Origin of the sequence: Micromonospora sp. NPDC049374 (assembly GCF_040677165.1) — a bacterium.
Taxonomy (GTDB): Bacteria; Actinomycetota; Actinomycetes; order Mycobacteriales; family Micromonosporaceae; genus Micromonospora.
In genome coordinates, this window is sequence record NZ_JBFAQH010000016.1 from 102,984 (window position 1) to 129,304 (window position 26,321).

Below are 26,321 nucleotides of genomic sequence, written 5' to 3' on the forward strand. Positions count from 1 at the left end.
TCCTCGCCGAGGACGATCTGACCGAGCGTGCCAGTGGCTCTGCCCGACGGGTTCATCCTCGGGCAGAGCCACTGGCAGCATCCAGAGTTACGACCGGCATCTCGCTGAAGATCGTCGGTCGTGGTGCATCTGTGCGGTCTTGACTACCAGTTCGGGGGGAGGTAGTTGGACTTCGTAACCCCGCGGTTGCTGGTGATGCGGTAGTTGGACCCGCAGTTTGCCTTGGAGTACCCCCCGATACCCACACCGTTGCCGTAGGCGGTCTTCTTGTTGCCTGTGCTCACGTGCTTGCACTCGGTCCAGGCACGGTAGAAGCCGGTGCCACCCCGACACATGACCCCGTAGGTGGCGGTGCCGGGGGTGCCGTTGCAGTTCGTCGGCAGCGCCTGTGCTGGTGAGGCGGTGACCGTGACAACCCCGAGGGTCGAAGTGAGCGCAAGGGTCAGGGTGACGGCTATCCGTTTCGCGGTGCCGACCCTGTTTCCCGTCCCGTTGTTGCTTGCTCGCACGTTGTGTGTCCCCTCTGCCGGTCGGCGGGTTCCGACTTCGGCCTTGCGTCGGTAGCTCTTGGGGATGCCGCATTCGCGCCGGCACGCCGTCGAAATGAAGATCATCACGCTGGTCATGCCGAGATCCGCAGACCTGGCAACACTCCGTTGTGGACAAGTTCGCGGGTCCACCCCCAGTACAACTCTTTCAGGATGCGGGTTTGAAGATCAAGCAGTGTGGCCTACCGACGTCAACCGCGGGAGTGCCGGATTGACGTTGATCCTGGTTGTCGAGGCGGTCAGCGGTTGGCCGGCTGAGCCAACCTCCGGCCAGGCCTTTGCAACGCGCTGCTGCAGGTACGGGCGCACAGAGATCTACGGACAGTACTCGATGCGATCTTTCCTGACGCCAAGCCCGCTTCGGCCAGCGGCAAAGCGCTGGCCTACTTGGTGGTCGTCAAAACGGAGGAGAACCGTCCCTGAAGGCTGAGGAGCCGTCAGGCGTCGTACCGGAAGTGTGCCGGCGGACCGACCTTCGAGCAGGCCCGGCGGGGGGTCTGCGCACACTCGATCCAGTGGTCGCCGCCCGGGGGTACCTGGTAGGTCCGGGGTCCGGGTGCTGCCGTCGTGACAAAGCTCCGACCTCGGTTGGTCACCTCGACCCGCTTTCGTTTCCCAGCGACCACCAGGTCGAGTTCGAGATTCCACTCCACCGTGCCGGTGGTGAACGCGGTCAGGTCGAACACCTCGGTCTCGCCCTTGGCGAGGGTGAACCCGAAGAGTGGCCTGCGCCCCTCAACCAGGGTGCGGTAGCGGGCGGTTGGCTGGGGAGCGTCCAGGTCCATCTCGACGTCCCGTGGTTCGGCGGCTCCCTGCTGGCCGCCGCAGCGCAGTTGCACACCGGCCGGTTCCGGAGTTTGGCTGCGCCGGATCACGCGGGCACGCATGTTGTCGATCAGCACCCCCTGGTCGCCGGCGCCCTGCACGACGACGCGCACCCGGCTCACCTTGTGATCGACCGCGCCGAGGGCGCGCGCCCAGTCGATCAGCGCCGCGCAGCCCACCGGTGGATCATCGGAGGGCCGGGCATCCTTCGGCAGCACCATGGCGAACTCAGCGGTGCCCCAGGTGTCCACGGTGGCCGGATTCGCCACGACGTGTACCGCGACGACCTGTGGGTCCAGATGGTCAACCCACCTGAGAACGTAGATGCTCGCGACGGCGCCGAGGAGGGCGGCTACCGCAGTGCCCAGCACGAACCACCAGGCCCGATGTAACGATCCCAGCACCCGGCGCAGCCGCGGTACAGGCTGATCGCCGCCCGGTTTGTCCTGGGCCGCTGTCGAACGCCCGCCCCGGACTACCTTCTTCCGGTCCAGACCGCTGGTGCCGCGCCGCCGTTTCGGTTTGCGGCCGCTCACGACCCGGACCCCTGCCACGAACCCGCCAGCTTGCCGTCCGGGACTGACCACACGTGGCCGTACTCCGGGCCGGCCAGCAGCCAGCTGCCGTCCTCGGTGAACTCCAGCTCGGTGGGGTTCACGGCCGGTTTGGCTCCAGGGGGCACGGTCGGCACCTTCCAGTGTCCAACCTCCTGGGGAGGGCCCGGATCCCAGAGCACCACTTCGTCGTTCAGGGTCAGGAATGCCACATGCCGAGCCTGCCGGTCCACTGTGCTGGTCAGCGTGCTACCGCAGGCGCAGAGCCGCCACTGGAATGTCTGCTTGTCTGGCACCCAAACCAGGAAGCCTTCTTGACCCGCGATCACCACCCGCTTTCCGCCGTTGACCACGGCCAGCCCTGCCACGTACAGGATGACACCCGGATCACTCGGGACCTCGATGCCCGACGGAAGCGGCGAGACGATCTCATGGCGACTGTGCAGATCGTGGAGCCAGTAGCGGCTGTTGTCCCGTTCATCGAACAGTTCGACCACCAGATGGCCGCTGTCGGCCGAGAAGCGTAACCTGCCGGCGCGCGGCTGGAGTGCGCCGTCCGGCCGCTTTACCTCCTCGGGCAGGGGCAGCGCCTTGGGGTCCTTCGTGGTGAAATCGTAGAGGACTACCGAGTCCGGTAGTCCGACCGCGAGGTATCGCCCGTCAGGAGAGAAGTCCATGCTGATTCGGGCGTCTTCGGCACCGGTGCCGAACCGGTCGAACTCGGCACCGCCAGCGGTGGAGATGACCACCCAGCCGCCGGTCAGCTGGGCCTGATACTTACCGTCCCGGGTGAGCTGGGCGCCGGCGAGACTCCGACGGGCCAGGTCGAACTCAGGGCCGGGCGGCGCCGCACTACTGACCGTCGGCTCGATGATCTGATCGGTGCCGTCCAGTCGGGTCAGCTCCGGTCCGGTGGTGCAACCGGCAAGCAGCAGACTCACCAGTCCGGCGAACATGGCCCGCGTTGGCCAGGCTCTCGCCGGCGCCCGGCAAGCCGACGATGCCGCGCGCGGGGGATGACACCGACCCGCCGGCGCGCCGGCCCGCTCGGACAGCCGGAGCGGTTGGCGCGGGTCGCACATCGCCGCCGTTCGCCACAGCACCAGTTCGCCTCCAGTGATCCACTATGGCCACTCGTTGTGCTCGGGCATTCTATCCTCTGGCGGCGATTCGCCCGGATGACGGAATACCGTTCGCTGCTCGAAGGTGTTGACAGTTCAACCACGCATTCAGACGGAGGGACCGCTCAGGGTCCCACTGCACTCGGCCGGAGTCGTCACCGCCGGATGAGGTTCGGCCATTTCACATGGCAGCGACTTAAGTCTTCGGTGCTTTTCGGGTGGGGTTTGCAAGTGGTTCAGCAATCAGTCCCGCTCAGTCAACGCGCTGCGACGCTCCGTTATCTAGGAACTCAAGACCCTGAAGGGCCGTGATCGTCGCCGTGCCGCGCGTGCCACGATCGCTGGAAATGCCCCCGTTCCGTCGCACTGTCGGACCAGCGACGAGGCGGCACATCAGAGCGACACTGCGCGCTCTGCCAGGACGCGGATGTCGCGCCGACGCGTCACACGTCGTGGCGTGGGCAACCGATGCCGTGGATCGTGTTCCCTGCGGTGGGGTCAAACTCCAGATTGGGGCGCTACTTGGTGGGGCTCTGCGATGGATTGGGTGTCGATTGCGGAGCCGGTGAGGCGCTGGGCCCAGTGGTCAGCAAGGCGGCGACGGCCGTGCTGGCCAACGCCGTTCCCAGTGCCGTAGCGATGGCAACGATTACGGTGCCGGCGGGAGTCGCGAGCGCACGCAGGCTCCTGATGTTCCGGAGACGATCCCAGCGATAGCCAGCCAGCATCGCCATCCGCCGCTCCCACGCGAGGCCGAGGACGGTACAGAATACGAGGGCCTGGCCGGTCCTAATGCCCAGCGCCAGCAGCAATTCGCCTGCGGTGGTGATGCCTCTTCCAGCCGCCGATTCCCCCGCCGGCTCGATCATCGACAGCACGGAGAGGAGCTCTGCCGGCAGGATGAGCAAGACGAGGACCATGGCCTTAGCGACCGGGGTTTGGCCGCGGATCAGTGAGTAGAAGTATCCGAAGATGGCCGCGTACGCGATCCAACGCAGGATGTGCGCCAATATGAGGGCCACCTGCCACGGTGGGTTGAAGATCAAAACATACGGTACCGACGGAAGCCCCAGCTCGTAGCCAACGATGAGCACGAACATGGGTGTGGCATACAGCATCGCCGCGAGCGCGCCGTCCCACGGCGGCCGGCCCCCCGCCGTGGCCAGCGCGTCGCTTACCGGCACTCCCGCGATCACCCGTCCCCTGGCCGCAGCCGCATCGTCGATGCGTTGCTGTCGCCGGTAGTACTCACGGGTGCTAATGCTGCCGTCGCGCAGCAAGGCTCGGGCCGAGCGGTACACGTCGTGGGCGCTCAGCTCCATCAGTCGGCGCCGCATTTCTGCCTTGACAAGGGCGGTGTGCGTGAAGGGACTGACCCTAGCTAGGGTAATCCCATTGGTTAGCCGGCGGCGCGGGACCAGCAGCCACCAGAGCAGCAGGAACGACCCTGCGGCGAGGGCGCTGAACTGCACGAGGTGGCCGAGATCGACGACGACGACCAGGGTGCTCGCCAGCGCGAGGGTCCATATGACAACGTCACCTACCCCTTCGGCGTGCCGGCCCCGCTGACGGGCCAGAACCACGGTCACCGTGACGAGCGCTACGCCCAACATCGCTAGGGCGACGGTGAGACCGCCAAACTCACCTTCGAGCACCAACTCGACCGAGTACGGGCTGGCGGCCAACTGAAGGACGGGCAGGAACAGCAGCGCGCCGGTCACGTACAGCATCCGCCGCGTGGTCTCCGCGTATTGCGGGAGCCGAGGTGCGAGAGCCAATGCCTCCGCGATGTATACGCAAACCAGGCCGAGCGTCAGCGTCATCGCTAGGAACGACACCGATCCCACGGCTAGGTAGGTTTCCGTCAGCACCGGGGATATGGCGAGAAGGGACGCCGCGGATAAGCCGACCCCAGCGCCCTGGAGGGCCAAACGTCGCCGGTACACCGCCGCCAAGACTGCGGCGGCGACGACAAGGAGCAAGTAACCCAGCAACTCCGTTGGCGACGGCTTAATCCATAGATCGTTCTGGCCCCATGCGACGCATCCCGCGATCGCCGTCAGTGCCGCGCACCCGACGAGGAGCCGTCGATACGAGGACCTGTCCCATGCTGACAAACCCCGCAGTGCCCGACCACTGCTGGCAACGAATACAGCGGCCGACACGACGGTGATGCCGCTCAGCGGGTCACCCCATACAGGGAGGGTCGAATAGTCGAGCATGCTCGCCGCGACGAGGATGAGTGCTCCGCCGACGGTGATTATCAGCGCACCCAGCCAGATGATCTTCCCAATCCCGCCATCCCTGCGGATCGACCAGGCGGCCATTAAGAGCGCCAGCCACGGAGCCAGCAGGGCCAGCCCGGAGAAAACGATCGTACTGAGTTCAGGCATCTCAAGATCTTCAAAAGGGTACGATCGAGCGACATCATAGGAATTTGGACGTTCTAACTCGACGGTGACATTCGTGGAGCCCGGCCGTCCTTCGAGCCTTACCATCGTCGGACTTTGTTCGACGACCTCGGTGCCGGATACCGCCACGATGTCCATGCCCGTGACCTCGACGGTCAGGGACCGGCGCGTCACCACGCTCGCCAGCGCCGGCGCATCTTCAAGGTCCTGGGGCGCAGCCTCAAATGGAATGGGAACTCGCAGGCGGCTGGCCGAGAACGTCATTTCGTTGGGTGAGATTTTTCCACTCACTAGTACGCGTGCTGGGCCGGTGCCACCTCGCTTTACGGTCGGCATGCCGCCATCGGCTACCCTGCCCCCAACTAGGCGGTCGACGAGTTCCGGACCGGATACCTCCCCTGCGGTGACCAGGGCCAGCAGCGGATCGTCCGCCTGCAGGACCAACTCGTAGTCGACATCTGCCTTAACCGGCGGATCGGCGTCCTTCTCTTGCGCAACCCGCGCCCTCACGAACACGCCGCGCGGCGGGTGGTCTACGTCCTGCCACCAGTGTGCTGTCGGTCCGGGCGTAGGGGTAGCGCGCCCGTTATCGGGTGGTTGAGGCGCGCCGAGGGCCAGGGCGACTCCGACGAATCCTGCCACCATCGAAGCCACCGCGAGACCGATTCGAGTCGCTACGGTCGGGAGACGCACGGTAGGTCACCGTACGGAAGCGCCAGCCTCACCCTCGCCGATTGTCAGCTAGACGACTTACCCGTGCGAGTGTCATGGGTTGCGGAGCCACCTCGGCGTAGCGTGAACCACCGAACGCTGCCCTTCCGAGGTCCGACGACGTTCGCTCTCGCTATGCCACAACGCTCAGTGAAGGTGCTCGGTCACAGTCAGATCGGGCTCACCATGAACACCTACGCCCACGTCCTGCCGGAGATCGAGCGGGCCGCCGTCGATGAGGCCGCGAGGCACCTCTTCGGCTGACCTGGCTGTACGGATGGCTGTACGGGAGGTGTGGTGATCGACGCAGCCGGGACCGGCAAGCCACTGAGCTGGGGAGTGAGGGCGCGCCCGGCAGGATTCGAACCTGCGGCCTTGGGATTAGAAGTCCCCTGCTCTATCCGCTGAGCTACGGGCGCAACGTGGTATCGCGCGAGAAGGGTACCGCCGCCAGGGCGTCGGCCGGTGGAACGGGTGGTGAGGGCCGGCGTCGTCACTGGCGGGTCGGCCCGGCGACGGGGGTGTCGGCGAGGTTCAGGCGTCCGCGGCGGAGCGGCTTTCCGCCGCCGGTTGTTGCTCCTCGGCCGGGGGCCGGGGCTGCGGCGGGGCCAGGCGGGTGCTCGTCGGTCCGGCGCCGAGGAAGGCTTCGGCCCACCGGCCGACCTCGGCGAAGACCTTCTCGCGTACGGCGGGGCCGGAGAGCGTGAGGTCGTGCAGGCCGCCGTCGAAGCGGGACAGGGTGACGTGCTGGCCGAGCCGGGGTGCCCAGCGGACCATGTGTTCGACGTCGAGGACGGCGTCGGCCAGGGTTGCCGCGTCCTGCCACTTCGTGCCTCGGAACGACCGGGTCGAACAGGCGAGCAGCACCGGCACGGGGATGTCCAGTCCGGCGCGCAGCCGCCGCTGACCGGTGCGGATGGCGTCCAGCCAGCCGGCCCGGACGGGGAAACCGGCAAGCGGCTTCCAGGACAGGTCGTACGTCCACTCGCCGCGATGATCGGCGTGCAGGCTCTCGCCGTACACGGTGCCGAGCCCGAACGGGAGGATGCGGTGCGGCGCCCTGCGGCCGAGGCGTGCGACGGCGGCCGCGAGGGGTCGCCGCACGAACCAAGGAGCGTTGAGGTCGAAGAAGGGGCTGTTCAGGACAAGCCCGTCGACCAGCCCGGCGTCACGGCGGTCGTTGGCCCACAGTGAGATGATCAGGCCGCCGGTGGAGTGGCCCATGGCCAGCAGGGTGTCGTGCCCGTCCTCGTCCCGGATGATCCGTGCGGCGGCGTCCAGCTCGGGGAAGTAGTCGCCGAGGTCGCGGCAGAAGTTCGGGGTCTGGTGCGGCAGCAGACTACGACCGTACTTGCGCAGGTCGAGAGCGTAGAAGTCCCAGCCACGCGCGGCGAAGAAGTCGGCCACGTGGGTCTGGAAGAAATAGTCGACGAAGCCGTGCACGTAGAGCACGGCGCGCCCGGTGGGGCGCTCCGACCTGCGGCGCACCAGCGTCGCCACCACCGGACCCTCGTCGTCCCCGCCCAGGTCGATGATCTGCCGCTCGTAGGGCGGGCCAAGCACGTCCGGTTCCACCCCACCGACGGTACTGCGGCTGGCTACCGGGCGGTAGCCCCCGCCCGCCCGCACCCGGCGGACGAGGGCTACCCGCTGTCAGTCGCCCACGGCCTCTCGGCCGGAGGGCTCGTGTGAGGTCGAGGCCCGTCCACGATCGGGACCGTACGGCGACACCTGGTCGACCGGCACCGAGCGGTGCTCCCGTCGGGCCGAGGACGTTCCGCCCTCGATCGGGCCGTCACTGTCCTGGACCAGTCGGGTCTCTCCGCTGCGGCGCATCTCGGGTTGCTGCACGTTGGGCATGTCGTTCACCTCCACGGCGGCGCGTCGGCCGGGCCCTTCCACCGCCCGGCCACGCGATCACCTCTCGTCGGTCGTCCCGGCGCCGGCCAACTCGTCGGTCGGCGCGGCCGGGCCGGGCGGTTCGTTGACCCGCAGGTGCTTGTTGTTGCGGGGCTCCTGCCGGGTCTTCGCATCGTTCAACTGGCGACGCAGGTCGTCGCGGACGTCGTTGAGCGCGGCGTGCAGGTCCTCCTCGGTCGAGGTCGCGACGACCCGTTGCCGGCCGGCGATCCAGCACTCCAGGGTGACCTTCTGGCCCTTGGCCTCCCGGTCCTTCACCGACAGCTCCATGTCGGTGGCGTCGGCGTGGAAGCCGGCCAGCCGGGCGTCGAGCGTGGTGAACTGCTCGACGATGCGGTTCCGCTCCCGGTCGGAGAAGCCCGCGCCCAGCCGGAGGCACTTGGCCACGGTGGCGGGGTTCTGCACGGCGCTCATCGCCGCACCTGCCCGGTAAGGCGGGTGGAACGGGTGCCGGTCATCATCATGATCGCTGACCTTTCGTTCGACGTCGTGCTCACGGGTGCGCTTGCAGAGATCCCTACCCAGGTCGGCTCCGTCCGGAACGTGACCATTTCCGCTTCCCATTGATCATCGGTGGCCGGCTGGTCGGCGGGTCAGAGGCGATCGGCCTACCACACAGGGACCTTGATCAGGTGTTTGTCCACAGGTGGCCCGGTCGTCCACAGGTGCCGCCTTCTGGGCTGTCCGGAGCGAGCTACGGGCGGCAGGCTCGGTGCCGAGTCGACTCGCCTTAGCCACGCCCCGAACCTTGAAGGAGGGACGATGTTTGATACTTATATGACGATTGTCGGAAATGTTCTCACCGCGCCGGAGTGGCGCCGCACCGCCCAGAGCAACACCTTGGTGGCCAACTTCAAGGTCGCCTCGACCGCCCGACGCCTCGACCGCGACAGCGGGCGCTGGGTCGACGGCAACAGCCTGCGGGTACGCGTCAACTGCTGGCGCAAGCTCGCCGAGGGAGTCGCCGCCTCGGTGATGGTCGGCGACCCGGTGGTGGTCTGTGGTCGGCTCTACACCCGTGACTGGGTCGACGACGCGGGCAACCACCGCACCCTGTACGAGTTGGAGGCCGTCGCGGTCGGGCACGACCTGTCCCGGGGGCGCGGGAGGTTCCTGCGCAACCGGCCCACCCTGACCACCAGCACGGTCTCCGACGCCGACGCGGAGCGGCGGGTGCACGGGGAACCGACCGAGCCGGTGCCGGACGACGAGGCGCCGGCCCGGCCCGACCACCGCCCGGTCGACGACGACTTCGAGTTGCCCGACATGTCCGGCTTCGACGCTGGTCTCGCCGGCAACCTCGACTCAGGTCGGCTCGACGGATTCGACCCGGGTTCGGCGGGCGGGTCCGAGTCGTCGGGCGACGACCAGCTGTCGACGGGGGAGTTGGGCGAATTCGCCGACTCCGGCGAACTGGCCCCGGTGTCCGCCGATGCCACCGAGACCGAGGCCGAGTTGGCGGTGCGCCCGGAGGAATCGGGGGCGGGCGATGCCGCGACCGGGCGTGGTCGTCGAGGGCGCGGACGGCTGCCACAGCCCGTCTGACGAGGTGCGGAGGTTGGCCCCTGGGGCTGGGTGGTCGGCGCGCGCCTGAGGGTGTGCGCCTCGCCACTGGTGATCAGGTGACCGGGCCGGTGAACGTGCCCGGTCACCCGCCAGCCCATCGTGGCGGCACTCGGGGGAGCGGGTCCGCCGGGCCGATCCGGGTGCTCGGCTCGGCTAGGCTGACCGCCCGGGGGTGACATGCCGTGCGACACGCGGGTGCGGTGGCGAACGCGACGGGACTCGTCGCGGGTTACGCGCTGGACGCACTGTTCGGTGACCCACGCCGGGGCCACCCGGTGGCCGGGTTCGGCCGGGCCGCCGCCGCCCTGGAACGTCGCCTCTACCGTCCGGACCGACTGGCCGGTGGGGTCTTCACCGCGCTCTGCGTCGGTGCGCCGGTGGTGATGGGTGTGGCCGCCACCATCGGCACCCGGCACCGGCCGGTTGCCCGCGCCGCGCTGGTCGCCGCCGGCACCTGGGCGGCGCTGGGCGGGCGCAGCCTGCGCCACGAGGCGAAGACGATGGGCCGGTCACTGCGCGGTGGTGACCTGCCGGCCGCGCGCCAGCGGCTCGGGCATCTCTGCGGACGGGATCCGTCGACGCTCGACGAGCCCGAACTCGCACGTGCGACGGTGGAATCGGTGGCGGAGAACACCTCTGACGCGGTGGTCGCCCCACTGGTCTGGGGCGCGGTCGCCGGGCTGCCCGGCCTGCTCGGCTACCGCGCGGCGAACACCCTCGACGCGATGGTCGGCCAGCGTAATGTCCGCTACGCCCTCTTCGGTACGCCCGCCGCCCGCCTGGACGACCTACTCAACCTGGTGCCCGCGCGGCTGACCGGGCTGCTGACCGTGGCTCTGGCGCCGGCCGGCAGGGGAGACCGGGAACGGGCCTGGCGGGTGTGGCGGCGGGACCGCGACGACCATCCGAGCCCCAACGCCGGGCAGTGCGAGGCGGCGATGGCCGGCGCGTTGGGCGTGCGCCTGGGCGGACGCAACATGTACTTCGGCCGTACGGAGGTGCGTCCGTTTCTCGGTGACGGGCCACGTCCTGAGGCTCGGCACCTGGCCCGGGCCGCCCGGATCTCCCGGGCCGTCGGGCTGGCGACGCTCGGTCTCGCGGCGGCGTACCCGTTGACCGTGGGCCGACTGATCGGTGCCGCTTCCCGCCGGACGGTCCGACCGCTCCGGGCCCTCGGGCCGCTGCCGACCGTTCGATCGCTGCCGACTCTCGGACCGCTGCGCGCAATTCGACCGGTCCGCCACCGGAGCGGTCGGTGAGCGGTGGGCTGCTGGTGGCCGGTACGACCTCGGACGCCGGCAAGAGTGTGCTCACCGCCGGCATCTGTCGATGGCTGCACCGGCGCGGTGTGAAGGTGGCGCCCTTCAAGGCGCAGAACATGTCGAACAACTCCGCCGTGGTGCTCGGGCCGGACGGCCGGGGCGGCGAGATCGGCCGAGCCCAGGCGATGCAGGCGGCGGCCTGTGGGCTCGCCCCGGACCTGAGGTTCAACCCGGTGCTGCTCAAGCCCGGCAGCGACCTGGCCAGCCAGGTGGTGCTGCTCGGTCAGGCCGTCGACACGATCACCGCCGGTACCTTCCGAACCCTGCGTCCCCGGCTCGCCGAGACCGCCTACGCGGCCCTGGCCGAGCTCCGCTCGGAGTACGACGTGGTCATCTGCGAGGGTGCCGGCAGCCCTGCGGAGATCAACCTACGCGACGGCGACTATGTGAACATGGGGCTGGCCCGGCACGCGCGGCTGCCCACCATCGTCATCGGTGACATCGACCGGGGTGGCGTGTTCGCCGCCATGTTCGGCACCCTCGCCCTGCTCGACCCCGCCGACCAGGCCCTGCTCGCCGGCTTCGTGGTCAACAAGTTCCGGGGTGACCTGGGCCTGCTCGCTCCTGGGCTGGCGATGCTGCGCCAGCTCACCGGTCGCCCGACATACGGGGTACTGCCGTGGGCGCTGGACCTGTGGCTCGATGCGGAGGATTCGCTGGCCTACGGCCGGGTGCTCGGTCGCCCGGCCGCGCCGCGCGGCACCGAATGGCTTGACGTGGCCGTGCTGCGGCTACCCCGGATCAGCAACGCCACCGACGTCGAGGCGTTGGCGACCGAGCCGGGGGTGCGGGTGCGGCTGACCGTCGAGCCGGCCGAACTGGCCGCCGCCGACCTGGTGGTGCTACCCGGCTCGAAGTCGACCGTGGCCGACCTGGCCTGGCTGCGGGAGACGGGTCTCGACGACGCCGTCACCGCGCACGTGGCGGCGGGCCGTCCGGTGCTCGGCATCTGCGGCGGCTACCAGATGCTGGCCCGCGCCATCCACGACCCGGTGGAGAGCCGGCAGGGCAGCGTACCCGGGCTCGGCCTGCTCCCCATCGAGATCACCTTCGACCGCAGCAAGACCGTCCGACCGGCGGTGGGCAGCGCTGACGGTGCCGTTCCGGTCCACGGCTACGAAATCCACCACGGGTACGTCTCGACCGCCGACCCGCAACTGACCCCGCTGCTGCGGTACACCGGTGGTGCCGAAGAGGGCGCCATGCACGGCGTCGTGCACGGCACCCACTGGCACGGCACGTTCGAGTCCGACGAGTTCCGCCGCTGGTTCCTCACCCGGGCGGCCCACCTCGCCGGCCGTACCGGATTCCGGGTCGCGCCGGACACGTCCTTCGCCGCCGCCCGTGAACGCAATCTCGACCTGCTCGGTGACCTGGTCGAGGAGCACCTGGACACGGATGCCTTGTGGCGGCTCATCGAAGACGGCCCCCCGACCGACCTACCATTCGTCCCTCCTGGTGCCCCACCGGGCTGATCTGTACGGCCCAGTCATGGCAGGATCTCGCCGTGACGTTGCTCGTCCGTCAGCGCCGGGCCGCTGTGCTGCCGCCGGTGCTGCTCGCCGCCCTCCTGGCCGGTTGCGCCCCCTCCTCCTCCTCCGAACCGGCCGCCCCGCCGGCACCCCAGACCGGGTACCACCTGGTCGAGGAGTTGTGTGCGCAACTGGACCCGCAGCCGCTGGTCGCCTTGAACGGCGGCACCCCGAAGACACGCGAGTGGCCGCCACGGCCGGACCGTCGCATGAGCAAGTGCACGCTCGGGGCGAGCCTGCGGGACCCGATCTCCATGCACGTCCTCACCGTGTCCGCGTCGCTCGCCGAATCCCCGGAGCGAGCCCGGGAAAGGCTGCCCCGGCAACCGAAGCCGCAGGCTCGTGGCACCTGGCACGAGGTGCCGCAACTCGGTGACGGCGCCTGGATATGGATCCTGCCGATCGACGAGGGGTTGGAGATTCTCGATCTTTCCGAACCGGTGGCGGCACGTCATGCGACGCTGCACGTGGCGCGCGGCGAGATCTCCGTGATGCTCGATCTGGTGTCCACGGCAACCGAGGTGCCCGACGAGGCCGAGACGGAAGCGCTGCTGGTCACCTACGCGGAGCAGGCGTTGTCGTTGATGGCGCCCTGAGCGGGTCCTCCCGCCGGCCGCCCCGGCTCAGGGACGGACGTCGGCGGGCTGGTCGGAGAAGGGCAGGCCGGCCGACCGCCACGCCTCCACCCCGCCGATCATGTCGGTCGCCCGGTGCAGGCCCAGGGCACGCAGGCTCGCGGCGGCGAGGCTGGAGCTGTAACCCTGGCGGCACATCACGACGATCTCAAGGTCGTACCCGGTGGCCTCGGGTATCCGCCAGTCGCTGGCCGGGTCGAGTCGCCACTCCAGCACCGTCCGGTCGATCACGATGACGCCGGGCAGGTCGCCCTGTTCCCGACGCTGCGCGTCGGTGCGCGTGTCGATCAGGAGTGCACCCCGGCTCGCGGCCTGCACCGTCTCCTGCGGGGTCAACCGGGTCATGCCCGCGCGGGCCTGTTCCAGCAACGCCTCGACGCCGGGACTCATCACGGAATGGGACACGCCACGAGCATGCCGCTCGGTGCGCGGGTGTGCGGTCCGAAGTGGCCCGGGACAACCCGATCGGTAACGTCGGTGTCCGTGGTGGTGGTCTTCGAAGCGTATGCCGGACTGGCTCGACGGGTGCTGGCGGGGCCGGCCCGGTTGGGGCGTACCCGGCTGGTGGCTATCGACGGGCCCAGTGGCGCCGGCAAGACCGTCTTCGCCGCTCGCCTGGCCGACGCACTCGCCGGTGAGACGCCCGATGCGGCCCGGCCACCGGTGGTGCACACCGACGACCTGCTCAACGGGTGGGATGACCAGCTCACCTTCTGGGACCGGCTGGAGGAGCAGGTGCTGGCGCCGGTCCGTGCCGGGCAGGCCGGTGCCTACCGACGGTACAGCTGGGTGCGACGGCGCTTCCTGCCCATGCCGGTGCCGGTCCCGGTGACGCCGGTGCTGATCGTGGAGGGGGTCAGCGCGGCCCGGACAACCGCCGTGGCGGACCTGACCCTGGCGGTCTTCGTCACCGCCCCGCAGCCGCTGCGGCTGAACCGGGCGGTGGCCCGCGACGGCCCGACGATCCTGCCGGAGCTGCGTCGCTGGCATGTCACCGAACGCACCCACTTCGTCGCCGACGGCACCGAGGCGCGAGCGGACCTGATCGTCGACGGCGCACCCGCCCTGCCGCACGCCGCCGAGCGCTACTACTGCCGACGCGGCTGACGGCACCGAGCAACCGCCGGCTGACGTCGACCCGCGTCGGCGGTGCTGTGCGCGCGTCGGTCCGGGGCTGCGGTAGTGGTCCGACTCGCCACGCCGGCCGCGCCGTCCGGTAAGGCCGGCATACGATGCCGGTCATGACCACACCGATCATGACCGAGTCCGACCTGCGGGAGGCCGTCACCCGGGAACTGCCCGGCGTACGGGCCGACCTGGAGCGCCTCGTCCGCATCCCCGGTATCGCCTTCGAAGGCTTCGATCACGCGCACGTGGATCGGTCCGCCGAGGCGGTGGCCGAGTTGCTGCGCGGCTGCGGCCTCGACGTGGAGGTGGCGCGGGCCGGTGGTCAGCCCGCGGTGATCGGCCGGAAGGCGGCACCACCCGGTGCGCCGACGGTGATGCTCTACGCCCACCACGACGTGCAGCCGATCGGCGATCCGAGTTTGTGGGAGTCCGACCCGTTCGAGCCGGTCGAGCGGGACGGCCGGCTGTACGGGCGGGGTGCCGCCGACGACAAGGCCGGCATCATGGCGCACGTCGCGGCGCTACGCGCGTACGGTGACCGGCTGCCGGTCGGCGTGGTCGTGTTCGTCGAGGGGGAGGAGGAGTACGGCTCCGACTCCCTGGAGCGCCTGCTCGCCGAGCACCGGGACAAGCTCGCCGCCGACGTCATCGTGATCGCCGACTCGACCAACTGGGACGTCGGCGTACCGGCGCTGACCACGTCGTTGCGCGGCATCGTCAACTGCTTCGTCGAGGTGCGCACGCTGGACCACGCCGTGCACAGCGGCATGTTCGGCGGTGCCGTCCCGGACGCGCTCACCACCCTGGTCCGGCTGCTCGCCACGCTGCACGACGACGCCGGGAATGTGGCGGTGGCCGGTCTGGTCGGCCGGGAGGCGGCCCGCGTCGACTACCCCGAGGACCGGTTCCGGGCCGAGGCCGGGCTGGCCGAGGGCGTGCGGTTGTTCGGCACCGGCCGGATCACCGACCGGTTGTGGACCAAGCCGGCGCTCGCCGTGCTCGGCATCGACGCCCCGGCCACCGGCGAGGCGCCGAACGCGCTTGTTCCGGCGGCCAAGGCCAAGCTGAGCGTACGACTGGCGCCGGGCGACGAACCGAAGCAGGCGTACGCGGCGCTCCGCGCCCACCTGGAGAAGTACGCGCCGTGGGGGGCCCAGGTCGAGGTGACCTTCGAGCACGACGGCGCCCCCTGCGTCATCGACGCCAGCGGCCCGATGTTCGACGCGGCCCGGTCGGCCTTCCGTACCGCCTGGGACGGCACCGACGCGGTGGAGATCGGCGTCGGCGGCTCCATCCCGTTCATCGCCACCTTCCAGGAGATGTTCCCGCAGGCGGCGATCCTGGTGACCGGGGTGGAGGACCCGCACGCCCGGGCCCACGGGCCGAACGAGAGCCTGCACCTGGGCGAGTTCGCCCGGGTCTGCCTCGCCGAGGCGTTGCTGCTGGCCAGGGTGGCTGAGGCGGGTCGCGGGTGAAACCGTAACTTCGTGCCTACAGTGGCCGTTTCCGGTGTGTCGGACGCAGGGCTGTTGTAGCCTCTCGAACATGCGTACGAACGAGGTTCTGGCCCGCCTGGAGGCCGCCGTCATCGCTCTGGGGGACGTCGACGTCTCCGCGTGGCCCGAGGACACGCTCAAGGAACAGCTCGGCGAGCTGTCCGCCGCCCTGGTCGCCCTGGATGCGTCGCTGTCGCGCATCGCCGACGGTGTCCGTGCCCGCGGGCTGCGGATCGAGGAGCCGGTCCCGGCCTGACACCGCGCCGACGTCGGCGGGCGCGGGTGACGTCGGCGACCGCCGTCCTGGTGGCGTGGCTGGCGGGTCCGCACGCGGGTCGCGCCGGTTTGTCGGTGGTGGCTGGCAGGATGAGATCGTGCGGTTCCTCGACCTGGCTGCCACCTCCGCGGCCGTCGGCGCCACCAGCGGTCGTCGGGCCAAGGTGGAGTTGCTCGCCGATGCCCTGCGGCAGCTCGACCCGCCCGAGGTGGCGGCGGGCTCCGGTTGGCTCGCCGGCGAGCTGCGCCAGCGGCAGACCGGCGTCGGCTGGGCCAGCCTGCGTGACCTGCCGCAGCCGGCGGCCGAGCCGACGCTGACGGTGTCGGCGGTCGACGCCGCGATAGACGAGATCGCGGCCGTGCGCGGCGCGGGCTCGCAGGCTCGCCGTCGGGCCCTGGTGCACGCGCTCTACGCGGCCGCCACCGCGGACGAGCAGCGCCTGCTGACCGGCCTCTTCCTCGGCGAGCTGCGGCACGGCGCACAGGCCGGTCTGCTCGCCGACGCGATCGCCCGGGCCGCCGGGGTCTCCGTCGCCGTCGTACGCCGGGCGCTGCTGCTCGCGGGCGACCTGCGGGCGGTGGCGGTGGCCGCCCTCGGCGGCGGAGCCGCGGCGTTGGCCGAGTTCGGCCTGCGGGTCGGTCGGCCCCTGGCGCCGATGCTGGCGCAGAGTGCGTCCACGGTCGACGAGGCGCTCGCCGCCACCGGAGTCCCCGCAGTGGTCGACGTGAAGCTCGACGGCATCCGCATCCAGGTGCACCGCAGTGGTTCCGACATCGCCGTGTTCTCCCGCAGCCTCGACGAGATCACCGCCCGGGTGCCCGAGGTGGTCGCCGCCGTGCGCACCCTGCCCGCCCGGGAGATCGTCCTCGACGGGGAGGCCATCGGGCTGGACGCCACCGGCCGGCCCCTGCCCTTCCAGCAGACGTCCAGTGCCGCCGCCCGCCGGGCCGGGGCCGCCGGTCCCGGGGCACCGGTCGCACCGGCGGTGCGAGCCGCGGCCGAACGCACCGGTGAGACCGTGCTCACGCCGTACTTCTTCGATCTGCTGCACCTCGACGGGGCGGATCTGATCGATCTGCCGGGCCGCGAGCGGTGGGCGGCACTGCGCGGCACGGCCGACGCGTCGCTGCTTGTCGGGCGGATGGAGGTGGACGACCCGGAGCGTGCCGGCGAGGCCTTCGCCGCCGCGCTCGACGCGGGCCAGGAAGGCGTGGTGGTCAAGGCGCCCGACGCGCCCTACGACGCCGGACGGCGCGGGGCCGCCTGGGTCAAGGTGAAGCCCCGGCACACCCTCGACCTGGTCGTGCTCGCCGTGGAGTGGGGCAGCGGCCGACGCACCGGATGGTTGTCGAACCTGCACCTGGGTGCCCGCGACCCGGGCACCGGTGGGTTCGTGATGCTCGGCAAAACCTTCAAGGGGCTCACCGACGAGCTGCTGCGCTGGCAGACCGAGCGCTTCCTCGGCCTCGCGGTGGAGCGCGGGGACTGGGTCGTCCGGGTCCGGCCCGAGCAGGTCGTGGAGATCGCCTTCGACGGTGTGCAGAGTAGTTCGCGCTATCCCGGTGGGGTAGCGCTGCGATTCGCCCGGGTGGTCCGCTACCGGGACGACAAGACGGCAGCCGAGGCCGACACGATCGACGCCGTCCGGGCGATCCACGCCGGTCGCCCGCCCGGCTGAGCGGTCAGGTCGCGGCCGGCGTGCCGGAGTCGGCGGCTCGGTCGCGGGGGCGTTCGTCAACCACTCCGGCGATCCGGCGAGCCTCACGCCGGGCGATCCAGCCGTAGCCGACCACTGTCATCGCCGCGAAGATCCACCACTGGACGACGTAGCCGAGGTTCTGCCAGTTGTTGGCGTGGCCGATCGACACCGCCCGGAACGTCGGGTCGGCTGCCGGCACCTGTTCGTCGAGGAGCACGTACGCGCCGTGCACCGGGTACGGTAGCTCGCCGGCGAGCTGAGGCACGGAGACCCGACGGCTCTCCAACCGGCCCGCCCGGCGGGACACCTTGGCGTCGCCGCTCTCGCTCGCGTGCACCCGACCCTCGACGGTCACCTCACCTGCCGGCGTCGGTGGCACGTCCGGCTGTGCCACCGCCCCACCCGGGGCGGGCGGGATCCAACCCCGGTCCACCAGGACGGCGGTGCCGTCGGCCAGCAGCAGTGGGGTGACCACCTCGAAGCCGACCCGACTGTCGACCGTGCGGCCCCGCACCAGGACGATGTTGTCGGTGTCGTACCGGCCGGTCACGGTGACCCGGGTGAAGGTCCGTTCCGCCGCCGGTGGCGCACCGACCGTGCCGGGGCCACCGGTCGGCGCGGGCAGCGCCTCGCGCAGCGGCACCGGGTCCATCCGCAGGCCGGCGTCGATGCGTTCGTTGATCGCGGTCCGGCCGTGGTAGCGGTCCAACTGCCAGTTGCCGAGCAGCACCATCACCGTGGCGGCGGCCAGGGCCAGCACGAGAAGGCCCAGCCAGCGCGGCGTCAGCAGGAACCGGTACACGCCACGAGATTACCCGTGTGACCGCCGCCACTGCCCCCGAGCCGGCGCGCCGCGCGCGCGGTCGTCGCCCGGGGCTGCCGCAGGCAGTGGCTCCGACCGGAGACGGGCGGAGGCGGCCTGGCCGTGGCGGAGCGTGCCCGCGTCGGGGCGGTCCGCCACCGACGGCCTGACCTGCCACGGACGGGACGGCGGAGGGTGCGTGTACGGCGTCCGCTTCAGCTATCGTCACGCGGGCGGAGCGCGCCGACGGTCGGCACGCCGACCGCTCGCGAGGAGTCGATGATGACCGTCGTGCCGCGTCTGGTGCTCAGTGCCCCCTCCTCCGGACACGGCAAGAACGCGCTGGCGATCGGCCTGCTCGCCGCGTTCGCCGACCGGGGCCTGGAGGTGGCCGGCTTCAAGATCGGTCCCGATCAGGTCGATGCGGCGTACCTCGGGCTGGCCAGCGGCCGACCGGGGCGCATCCTGGATCCGCGGCTGGTGGGCGCCGAACGCATCGCCCCGCTGCTGCTGCACGGTGCGGGCGGCACGGACCTCGCCGTGGTGCAGGGCAGCATGGGTCTGTACGACAGCCTGACCGGCCGGAGCGAGACGGAGTCGACCGCCGCCGTCGCCACCGGGCTGCGCAGCCCGGTGGTGCTGGTGGTCGACGTCGCCGCGATGGGCCAGTCGGTGGCCGCCCTGGTGCACGGCTTCCGGGCGTACGACGAACAGTTGTGGATCGGTGGTGTGATCCTCAACCGGGTCGCCTCCGCCCGACACGAGGCGCTGCTGCGTGAGGCGCTCGACGACATCGGCATTCCGGTCTACGGCGCGCTGCGCCGGCAGGATCTGCCCTCGGTGCTGCCGTCCCGTCGGCACGGCGTGGTGCCGGTGCTCGAAGGTGCCGGCGAGGCCGCCCGGGCGGTCCGGCGGTTGGGTGAGGCGGTGACCGCCACGGTCGACCTGGAGCGGCTGGTCGGGCTGGCCCGCTCGGCACCGGCGCTTGGCGTGCAGCCATGGTCGCCGCAGACCACCGACGAGGCCGCCCCGGCCCTGCCCGCCGGTGCCGCTCGTCCGGTCGTGGCGCTGCTCGGTGGACCGGGCGGCAGCTTCAGCCACGCCGAGACGGCCGAGCTGCTGCGGGCCGCCGGTGCGGAGGTGACGACGCTCGACCCGTTCGCCGACGAGGTGCTGCCGGCCGGCACCCGGGCCCTGGTGGTCGGCGGGGCGCTGCCCGAGTCGTACGCGGAGCAGCTCTCCGCAAACCGGCGGCTCTGCATCGCCGTCGCCGAGCTGGCCCGGACCGGCCGTCCGGTGGTCGCCGAGGGGGCCGGCCTGCTCTGGCTGGCCCGGGAACTCGACGGGCTGCCGATGTGCGGGGTGCTCGATGCGATCGGCAGTCTGCGGGACGGCCTGGTGGTCGGCTACCGGGAGGCGACCGCGCAGGGCGACAGTGTGGTCGCCGTCCGGGGCGAGGTGGTGACCGGGCACAAGGAGCACCGGGCCGTGCTCACTCCCCGGGGTGGGCAGCGCCCGGCGTGGAGCTGGCCGGGCGGTGCGCCGGAGGGTTTCATCTGGCGGGGCGTACACGCCTCCCAGCTCGTTCCGCACTGGGCCGCGTACCCGGGGATCGCGACGCGGCTGGTGGCCGCCGCTGCGGCCGAGCCGGCCACGGTCCCGGTCGGGGTCGGCGGCGGTGCCCCGGCCGGGCCGGCGGGTGTCGCGCCGGGCGACCCGGCCGGTGCGGTGGCGTCCGGGCCGGCCGCGGGGCAGCCAGACTGATCGTCAACCGACGATCCGGTCCGACGGTGGGACGAAGTCCCGAACGGGTTTGCCCTTCAGAGCGTCGCGGAGGGTGTTCGACACCGCGGCGATCGGGATCTGCGACTGGCCGTCACCCACCGCGTTGAAGGGATTGTCGGGGTCGGAGATGAAGCTGGCCGCCGCCAGCTCCGGCGTGTAGCCGACGAACCAGGCGGATCGCGTGCTGTCCGTGGTACCGGTCTTACCGGCCACCGGGCGGCCCACCGTCCCGCGCACGCTGTCCGCCGTGGACCAGCCGCCGCAGCTGCCCTTGGCCGGGGTGTCGCCGGTGGGGCAGCGGGCGGCGTCGGTGGCCGCGCGCGCCGCGTCGGCGCTTACCACCTGGCGGCAGCGCGGCTTGGCGACCTCACGTTCGATGCCACCCGGTGTGGTGTACATGGCCGGGGTGCCGTCCCGGTTGTAGATGGCGTTCACCGGCAGCGCCTCGCAGTAGCGCCCGTCGGCAGCGACCGCGGCGTACGCGTTGGCCATCTCCAGCGGAGTGGCGTCGGAGACGCCCAGGGTGAAGGCACCCCACTTGTTGGCCTTCGCCGGGGAGGCGTGCTCCCGGTCCACGTCGGTACGCCAGCGCAGTCCCAGTTGCTCGGCGAGCCGCACGGCCCGTTCCGCCCCGACCTGCTCCTCCAGCCAGACGAAGTAGGTGTTCACCGACTTACCGAAGCCGGACCACATGGTCTGGGTGCCGCTCATCGCGCCGCTGGCGTTTGAAGGCTGCCAGCCGTCGTAGATCTCGGAGCGGTAACTGTGCGGGGCGTTGAAGGTGGTGTTCAGGGTCATGCCGGCGTCGAGGGCGGCCAGCATGGGGAACATCTTGAACGTCGACCCTGCCTGGTACCCGGGCAGGTCACCGCCGCCCATCAGGGGCGCCACCGTGTTCGGGTAGTTGGCCCGCACCTCTGGACCCGCCTCCGGGTTGGAGCTGAGCGGATTCTCGTCGACCTCAAGCGAGTAGGTGCGGTTCACCGCCATCGCCTTGACCCGCCCGGTGCCCGGCTCGGAGACCACGATGCCGTTGGCGAACGGGCTGCCGGTGTTTCCCTGGGTCCCGACGTTCTTCTCCGCCGCCGTCTGGATCTTCGGGTCCATGCTGAGCACGATCCGGTAGCCGCCCCGGCGTAGCTTGTCCAACCGCTGGAGCGGGTTCTCACCGAACGCCGGCTGGGCGCTCCACCAGTTCTTCATGTAGTCGCAGAGGAAGCCCCAACTGTTCCACTTCTCGGGGATCGCGGCGCAGTCGTTGGGTGGGTAGGTCAGCCGGAGCCGGATCGGCTCGCCCTTCGCGGCCTGCGCCGAGTCCGGCGATAGGTAGCCGAGCCGGGCCATGTTGTCGAGCACGTAGTTGCGCCGGGCGGTGGCGTCCTTTTGGTCGGAACTGGCCGGGTCGTACTGGGATGGTGACTTCACCAGCCCGGCGAGGGTGGCCGCCTCGACCGCGGTCAGTTCCTTGGGGGTCTTCGAGAAGAAGATCTCGCTGGCGGCGTAGATGCCGTACGCGCGGTGCCCGAAGTACGCCGAGTTGAGGTACCGCTCCAGGATCTGCTCCTTGCTCAACTCCTTCTCCAGGTCGACCGCCATGCGCATTTCCTTGATCTTGCGCGTCGGGGTCTGCGCCGTGGCCTCCTGCACCTCCCTCGGGGTGGTGGCGCTGTCGCGCAGCGCCATCCGGACGTACTGCATGGTGAGCGTGGAAGCTCCCTGGGAGACCCCGCTGGAACGGGCGTTGGCCACGAAGGCGCGGGCGACGCCCTTCGGGTCGACGCCGTGGTGCTGGTAGAAGCGGTTGTCCTCGGCGGCCACGATGGCCTGCTGCATGTTGGGCGAGATGTCCGACAGCTTGGTGTACTGCCGGTATTCCTCGAAGAACATGGTCAGCACGGTCTTGCCGTCCGGTGCGTACAGGTAGGAGGTCTCGGCGGGCAGGGCAGTGGTCAGCAGTCGGGTCTTGCTCTCCACGGCGTGCGCGGTGGCCTTGGCGCCGATGCCGGTGACCGCGACGACCGGATACGCGGCGGCGGCGACGACGATGCCGGCGATCAGCCCGGCACGGAGAAGAGGAACGAGACGACCAGCGGCAGCAAGGGGTCGGTAGCTCACACCGCCAAGTTATGACATTTCCGATTCGTGCATGAGAAATACTCATGAAGTGATCGGTGGTGATGTGGCCCACCCGCCGGGTCGCTGTCCCCCGCGCCGCCTTCCCGGCAGGATCGCGGTCATGCATGGGCAGCTGACCACGAGATCCAACGCGTCGGTGGCCGAGCCGGATCTCGCCCATCACGGTGACGCCGAGGTCGCCGGGGGCCTGGTCGACCTCGCCGTCAACGTGCGACGCGCCCCACTGCCGCCCTGGCTGGCCGGGCCCATCACCGCGTCGATGACCGACCTCGCCGCGTACCCGGACCCACGCCCGGCCCGCGCCGCCGTGGCCGCCCGGCACCGCCGGCCGCCGGAGGAGGTGCTGCTCACCGCCGGTGCCGCCGAGGGCTTCGTGCTACTCGCACAGGCACTGCGCGGGCTACGCCGACCGGTGGTGGTGCACCCGCAGTTCACCGAGCCGGAGGCCGCGCTGCGGGCAGCCGGGCACACCGTGCGGCGGGTGCTGCTCGACCCGGCGGACGGTTTCCGGCTGCACCCGGAGCGGATACCCACCGACGCCGACCTGGTGGTCATCGGCAACCCGACGAATCCCACCTCCGTGCTGCACCCCGCCGCCGACCTCGCCGCACTCGCCCGCCCCGGACGCGTACTCGTGGTCGACGAGGCGTTCGCGGACACCGCCGCCACGCCCGGGGTACCCGGTGAACCCGAATCGCTGGCCGCTCGCCGGGACCTGCCGGGGCTGCTGGTCGTACGCAGCCTCACCAAGACGTGGGGGCTGGCCGGGCTGCGGATCGGCTACCTGCTCGGCGAGGCCGCGCTGCTGCGCCGGCTGGCCTCCGTACAGCCGCTGTGGGCGGTCTCCACCCCCGCTCTGGCCGCCGCCGAAGCCTGTGCGAGCCCCGAGGCTGCCCAGGCCGAACGGGTCATCGCCGCGCAGCTCGCGGCCGACCGCGACCACCTGGTCGCGCGCCTTGCAGCACTGCCCGGGGTACGCGTGGCCGGCCGCCCGGCCAGCGCCTTCGTGCTGGTGCGGATCTCCGGCGCCGACCGGATCCGGGACCTGCTGCGGGCGCGTGGCTGGGCGGTACGCCGGGGCGACACTTTTCCGGGGCTCGGCTCCGACTGGCTCCGGATCGCAGTTCGGGATCGGGTGACCACCGACGCGTTCATCGAGGTGCTGGCCGAGATCATGGAGGCATGATGCTGGAGAACACCATCGCGGCCATCGGCCCGCTCGACGAGCCAGCGATGACCGCAGCGCGGCAGTTGCAGGCACGCCTGACCAAGCCCGCGGGCTCGCTCGGCGCCCTGGAGGAGCTGTCCGTACGTCTCGCCGGCCTGGCCGGCAGCTGCCCGCCACCGGTGCCCGACCCGGCGGCGGTGGCGATCTTCGCCGGTGACCATGGCGTACACGCCCAGCGGGTCAGTCCCTGGCCGCAGGAGGTCACCGGGCAGATGGTCGCCAACTTCCTGGCCGGTGGAGCGGTGGTCAACGCCTTCGCCCGGCAGGCGGGCGCCTCGGTGACGGTGATCGACGTCGGCGTGGCCGCCCCGCTGCCGGTGCCCGATCCATCGGACGCGGCTGGCGTCGACGCCCCGGACGCTGCGGGCCCTCTCGACGGCGCGGCCGGTGCCGGTCCTCTCGACCGCGCGGCCGGACCGGACGTACCCCAACTGGTCGACGCGTCGGTCCGACGCGGTACCCGGGACATGACCGTCACCGCGGCGATGACCCGGGACGAGGCGCGGGCAGCGGTCGAGGTCGGCATCAGCATCGCCGAGGAACTTGTCGACGCGGGGGTCGGCATTCTGCTCACCGGCGACATGGGGATCGCCAACACCACCCCGGCCGCCGCGCTCATCGCCGCCTTCACCGGTGTGGACGCCGCCGAGACCACCGGCCGGGGCACCGGCGTCGACGACCCCACCTACCAGCACAAAATCGAGGTGGTGCGGGCCGCGCTGCGCCGCCACACCCCCGACCCGGCGGACCCGCTCGGCGTGCTGGCCGCCGTCGGTGGGCTGGAACACGCCGCGCTCACCGGGTTCGTGCTCGGTGCGGCCGCGCGCCGCGTACCGGTGCTGCTGGACGGAGTGATCGCGGTCTCCGCCGCGCTCGCCGCGGCGGCCTTCGCCCCGGCCGCCGTGGCGGCCATGGTCGCCGGTCACCGCTCCGCCGAGCCCGGCGCGACTGTCGCGCTGCGCCAACTGGGCCTCACCCCCCTGATCGACCTCGGCCTGCGGCTCGGCGAAGGCACCGGCGCGCTGCTGGCCCTGCCGGTGGTCACCGGCGCGGTCCGGGTGCTGCACGAGGTGGCCACCTTCGACTCCGCCGGGGTGGCCGAGAAGTGAGCGAGCGAGCCGTTGGGTTCAGCAGTGTGGCGTCTCGCGCTGCCGGTGAGCGAAGCGAGGCGGCGGCGTGAGCGCCAACGCGTACCCCCTGGGGCTTCGGCTGGCCGGCCTCCGCGTGGTCGTGGTCGGTGGGGGGACGGTCGCCACGCGGCGCGTCCCGGCCCTGCTGGACGCGGGCGCGGACGTACTGCTGGTGGCACCGGATCTCACCCCGGCGCTGCGGGCGCACGTTGACGCCGGGCGACTGCGCTGGGTGCCGCGCCGGTTCGCCCCCGACGATCTTGACGGTGCCTGGCTGGTGCAGGTCGCCATCGACGACCCGGCCGCGGCGGCCGAGATCAGCGCCGCCGCCGCGGCACGTCGGATCTTCTGCGTACGCGCTGACGACCGGAACGCGGCGACGGCCTGGACCCCGGCGGTGACCCGGTACGGCCCGGTCACGGTGGCGGTGCACGGCGGCGGCGACCCACGCCGCGCGGTGAGCGTCCGCGACGCCATCCGCACTCTCCTGCAGGCCAGGACGGGCACGCTGTTGAACGGGCCGGACACCCAGGCACCGCTGAACTCCGCACCCGGCGGCCCCGGCCAGGTCTTTCTGGTCGGTGCCGGACCCGGCGACCCGGAGCTGATCACCCTGAAGGGCTGGCGACTGCTCAGCGAGGCCGACGTGGTCGTCGCCGACCGGTTGGTGCCCGGACTGCTCCTGGACGAGCTGCGCACCGGAGTGGAACTGGTTGACGCCTCCAAGATCCCCTACGGCCCGTCCCGGACACAGGAGGAGATCAACCGGATCCTGGTGGACCGGGCATTGGCCGGAGCCTTCGTGGTCCGGCTCAAGGGCGGCGACCCGTACGTCTTCGGCCGGGGCGGCGAGGAACTGCTCGCCTGCGCGGCGGCCGGAGTGCCGGTCACAGTGGTGCCGGGCGTGACCAGTTCGATCGCCGCCCCGGCGGCGGCGGGCATCCCGGTCACCCACAGGTCGGTGGCGCACGAGTTCACAGTGGTGTCCGGACACGTCGCACCGGATTCGCCGGACTCACTTGTCCGCTGGGACGCGCTGGCCGGTCTGCGCGGCACGCTTGTGATCCTGATGGGCCTGAAGAACCTACCGGCGATCGCCAGCACGCTGCTGGCGCACGGGCGGGCACCGGGGACGCCGGCTGCGGTCGTCCAGGAGGCCACCACCGGTGGTCAGCGGACAATCCGCTCGACGCTCGGCGAGGTGGCCGACGCGGTGACCGCCGAGGGGCTGCGTCCACCGGCTGTGGTCGTGGTCGGTGACGTGGTCGAGGCACTGGGGTTGGCTGGGCTGACCTGAGCTGTTCCCTGGGGGTGTTCGGCTTCGGCTTGCTGGGTGGTTGCGGGTTTGGGCTGGGGCTGGCTTGCTGGGTGGTTGCGGTTCGGGCTGGGGGCGACCGTGCCCGGCTCCGGGCGGTCAGGGCCGCCGCCCACCGTGATCATGCCGAGGTCGGGCTGTTGACCACCGCCCTCGGCGTAGAACGGGGTGGTGTCGAGC

The 26,321-nt window shown here is 71.1% G+C and carries 23 protein-coding genes and 1 tRNA gene; 13 read left to right on the plus strand and 11 right to left on the minus strand.

The annotated features are described in order from the left end of the window. Positions 1-143 precede the first annotated feature (143 nt). From AB0J93_RS24415 to AB0J93_RS24430, 4 genes are all read right to left on the minus strand, one after another. Positions 144-626, minus strand: a complete 483-nt coding sequence (locus tag AB0J93_RS24415) for a hypothetical protein (RefSeq protein ID WP_363924644.1) — start codon at positions 624-626, stop codon at positions 144-146. A gap of 359 nt (positions 627-985) precedes the next feature. Further along, positions 986-1,909: a hypothetical protein gene (locus tag AB0J93_RS24420; RefSeq protein WP_363924645.1), complete on the minus strand. Its 924-nt coding sequence runs from the start codon at positions 1,907-1,909 to the stop codon at positions 986-988. Next, entirely contained in the window at positions 1,906-2,868 is a 963-nt protein-coding gene (locus tag AB0J93_RS24425; RefSeq protein WP_363924646.1) for a hypothetical protein, read from the minus strand. The genes AB0J93_RS24420 and AB0J93_RS24425 overlap by 4 nt, the downstream gene beginning before the upstream one ends. Before the next feature lie 698 nt (positions 2,869-3,566). Next, entirely contained in the window at positions 3,567-6,104 is a 2,538-nt protein-coding gene (locus tag AB0J93_RS24430) for a hypothetical protein (RefSeq protein ID WP_363924647.1), read from the minus strand. Positions 6,105-6,305: 201 nt separating this feature from the next. Here AB0J93_RS24430 and AB0J93_RS24435 point away from each other — a divergent pair, with 201 nt between their 5' ends. Beyond that, positions 6,306-6,434, plus strand: a complete 129-nt coding sequence (locus AB0J93_RS24435) for a hypothetical protein (RefSeq protein WP_363924648.1) — start codon at positions 6,306-6,308, stop codon at positions 6,432-6,434. Between the two features lie 82 nt (positions 6,435-6,516). On the opposite strand, the gene AB0J93_RS24440 is transcribed toward AB0J93_RS24435, so the two are convergent. From AB0J93_RS24440 to AB0J93_RS24455, 4 genes are all read right to left on the minus strand, one after another. Beyond that, positions 6,517-6,589 (minus strand) — tRNA-Arg (locus tag AB0J93_RS24440). Positions 6,590-6,704: 115 nt separating this feature from the next. Then, positions 6,705-7,745, minus strand: a complete 1,041-nt coding sequence (locus AB0J93_RS24445; RefSeq protein ID WP_363924649.1) for an alpha/beta hydrolase — start codon at positions 7,743-7,745, stop codon at positions 6,705-6,707. Positions 7,746-7,823: 78 nt separating this feature from the next. Then, the gene (locus AB0J93_RS24450; protein ID WP_363924650.1) at positions 7,824-8,030 is read right to left on the minus strand and encodes a hypothetical protein; all 207 of its coding nucleotides are present in this window, start codon (positions 8,028-8,030) and stop codon (positions 7,824-7,826) included. A 57-nt stretch (positions 8,031-8,087) separates the two neighbouring features. After that, entirely contained in the window at positions 8,088-8,504 is a 417-nt protein-coding gene (locus tag AB0J93_RS24455) for an HPF/RaiA family ribosome-associated protein (RefSeq protein ID WP_363924651.1), read from the minus strand. 348 nt (positions 8,505-8,852) lie between these two features. Between AB0J93_RS24455 and AB0J93_RS24460 the strand changes: the two genes are divergently transcribed. The 4 genes from AB0J93_RS24460 to AB0J93_RS24475 all read left to right on the plus strand — a co-directional run bounded on the left by AB0J93_RS24460 (position 8,853) and on the right by AB0J93_RS24475 (position 13,106). Beyond that, complete coding sequence (locus tag AB0J93_RS24460; RefSeq protein ID WP_363924652.1) at positions 8,853-9,635, plus strand: single-stranded DNA-binding protein; 783 nt, start codon at positions 8,853-8,855, stop codon at positions 9,633-9,635. A gap of 203 nt (positions 9,636-9,838) precedes the next feature. Then, entirely contained in the window at positions 9,839-10,915 is a 1,077-nt protein-coding gene (locus AB0J93_RS24465) for a cobalamin biosynthesis protein (protein WP_363924653.1), read from the plus strand. Beyond that, a complete protein-coding gene (locus AB0J93_RS24470; protein ID WP_363924654.1) occupies positions 10,912-12,453 on the plus strand; it encodes a cobyric acid synthase in 1,542 nt (513 codons plus the stop codon). Before AB0J93_RS24465 ends, AB0J93_RS24470 begins: the two co-directional genes overlap by 4 nt. A 32-nt stretch (positions 12,454-12,485) precedes the next feature. Beyond that, complete coding sequence (locus AB0J93_RS24475) at positions 12,486-13,106, plus strand: hypothetical protein (protein ID WP_363924655.1); 621 nt, start codon at positions 12,486-12,488, stop codon at positions 13,104-13,106. Positions 13,107-13,133: 27 nt separating this feature from the next. Here the strand turns inward: AB0J93_RS24475 and AB0J93_RS24480 are convergent, their stop codons facing one another. After that, the gene (locus tag AB0J93_RS24480) at positions 13,134-13,535 is read right to left on the minus strand and encodes a rhodanese-like domain-containing protein (protein ID WP_363924673.1); all 402 of its coding nucleotides are present in this window, start codon (positions 13,533-13,535) and stop codon (positions 13,134-13,136) included. Between AB0J93_RS24480 and AB0J93_RS24485 the strand changes: the two genes are divergently transcribed. From AB0J93_RS24485 to AB0J93_RS24500, 4 genes are all read left to right on the plus strand, one after another. Continuing rightward, positions 13,470-14,252: a hypothetical protein gene (locus tag AB0J93_RS24485; RefSeq protein WP_363924674.1), complete on the plus strand. Its 783-nt coding sequence runs from the start codon at positions 13,470-13,472 to the stop codon at positions 14,250-14,252. The genes AB0J93_RS24480 and AB0J93_RS24485 overlap by 66 nt on opposite strands. A gap of 149 nt (positions 14,253-14,401) precedes the next feature. Beyond that, on the plus strand, positions 14,402-15,748 hold the full coding sequence (locus tag AB0J93_RS24490; RefSeq protein ID WP_363924675.1) for a dipeptidase: 1,347 nt from the start codon (positions 14,402-14,404) through the stop codon (positions 15,746-15,748). A 70-nt stretch (positions 15,749-15,818) separates the two neighbouring features. Beyond that, positions 15,819-16,025 carry a hypothetical protein gene (locus AB0J93_RS24495; RefSeq protein ID WP_093410448.1) on the plus strand — a complete coding sequence of 69 codons (207 nt, stop codon included), beginning with the start codon at positions 15,819-15,821 and terminating at the stop codon, positions 16,023-16,025. A 118-nt stretch (positions 16,026-16,143) separates the two neighbouring features. Next, the gene (locus AB0J93_RS24500) at positions 16,144-17,724 is read left to right on the plus strand and encodes an ATP-dependent DNA ligase (protein ID WP_363924656.1); all 1,581 of its coding nucleotides are present in this window, start codon (positions 16,144-16,146) and stop codon (positions 17,722-17,724) included. Between the two features lie 4 nt (positions 17,725-17,728). Here the strand turns inward: AB0J93_RS24500 and AB0J93_RS24505 are convergent, their stop codons facing one another. Beyond that, on the minus strand, positions 17,729-18,547 hold the full coding sequence (locus tag AB0J93_RS24505) for an SURF1 family protein (protein WP_363924657.1): 819 nt from the start codon (positions 18,545-18,547) through the stop codon (positions 17,729-17,731). Positions 18,548-18,829: 282 nt separating this feature from the next. Here AB0J93_RS24505 and AB0J93_RS24510 point away from each other — a divergent pair, with 282 nt between their 5' ends. Beyond that, on the plus strand, positions 18,830-20,311 hold the full coding sequence (locus AB0J93_RS24510) for a cobyrinate a,c-diamide synthase (RefSeq protein WP_363924658.1): 1,482 nt from the start codon (positions 18,830-18,832) through the stop codon (positions 20,309-20,311). 3 nt (positions 20,312-20,314) lie between these two features. Here the strand turns inward: AB0J93_RS24510 and AB0J93_RS24515 are convergent, their stop codons facing one another. Beyond that, positions 20,315-22,447, minus strand: a complete 2,133-nt coding sequence (locus tag AB0J93_RS24515; RefSeq protein ID WP_363924659.1) for a transglycosylase domain-containing protein — start codon at positions 22,445-22,447, stop codon at positions 20,315-20,317. Positions 22,448-22,568: 121 nt separating this feature from the next. Here AB0J93_RS24515 and cobC point away from each other — a divergent pair, with 121 nt between their 5' ends. The 3 genes from cobC to cobA all read left to right on the plus strand — a co-directional run bounded on the left by cobC (position 22,569) and on the right by cobA (position 26,123). Then, complete coding sequence (cobC, locus tag AB0J93_RS24520; protein ID WP_363924660.1) at positions 22,569-23,654, plus strand: Rv2231c family pyridoxal phosphate-dependent protein CobC; 1,086 nt, start codon at positions 22,569-22,571, stop codon at positions 23,652-23,654. Continuing rightward, entirely contained in the window at positions 23,654-24,805 is a 1,152-nt protein-coding gene (locus tag AB0J93_RS24525) for a nicotinate-nucleotide--dimethylbenzimidazole phosphoribosyltransferase (RefSeq protein ID WP_363924676.1), read from the plus strand. The genes cobC and AB0J93_RS24525 overlap by 1 nt, the downstream gene beginning before the upstream one ends. Before the next feature lie 67 nt (positions 24,806-24,872). Beyond that, positions 24,873-26,123, plus strand: a complete 1,251-nt coding sequence (cobA, locus tag AB0J93_RS24530) for a uroporphyrinogen-III C-methyltransferase (RefSeq protein ID WP_363924661.1) — start codon at positions 24,873-24,875, stop codon at positions 26,121-26,123. Positions 26,124-26,321 lie beyond the last annotated feature (198 nt).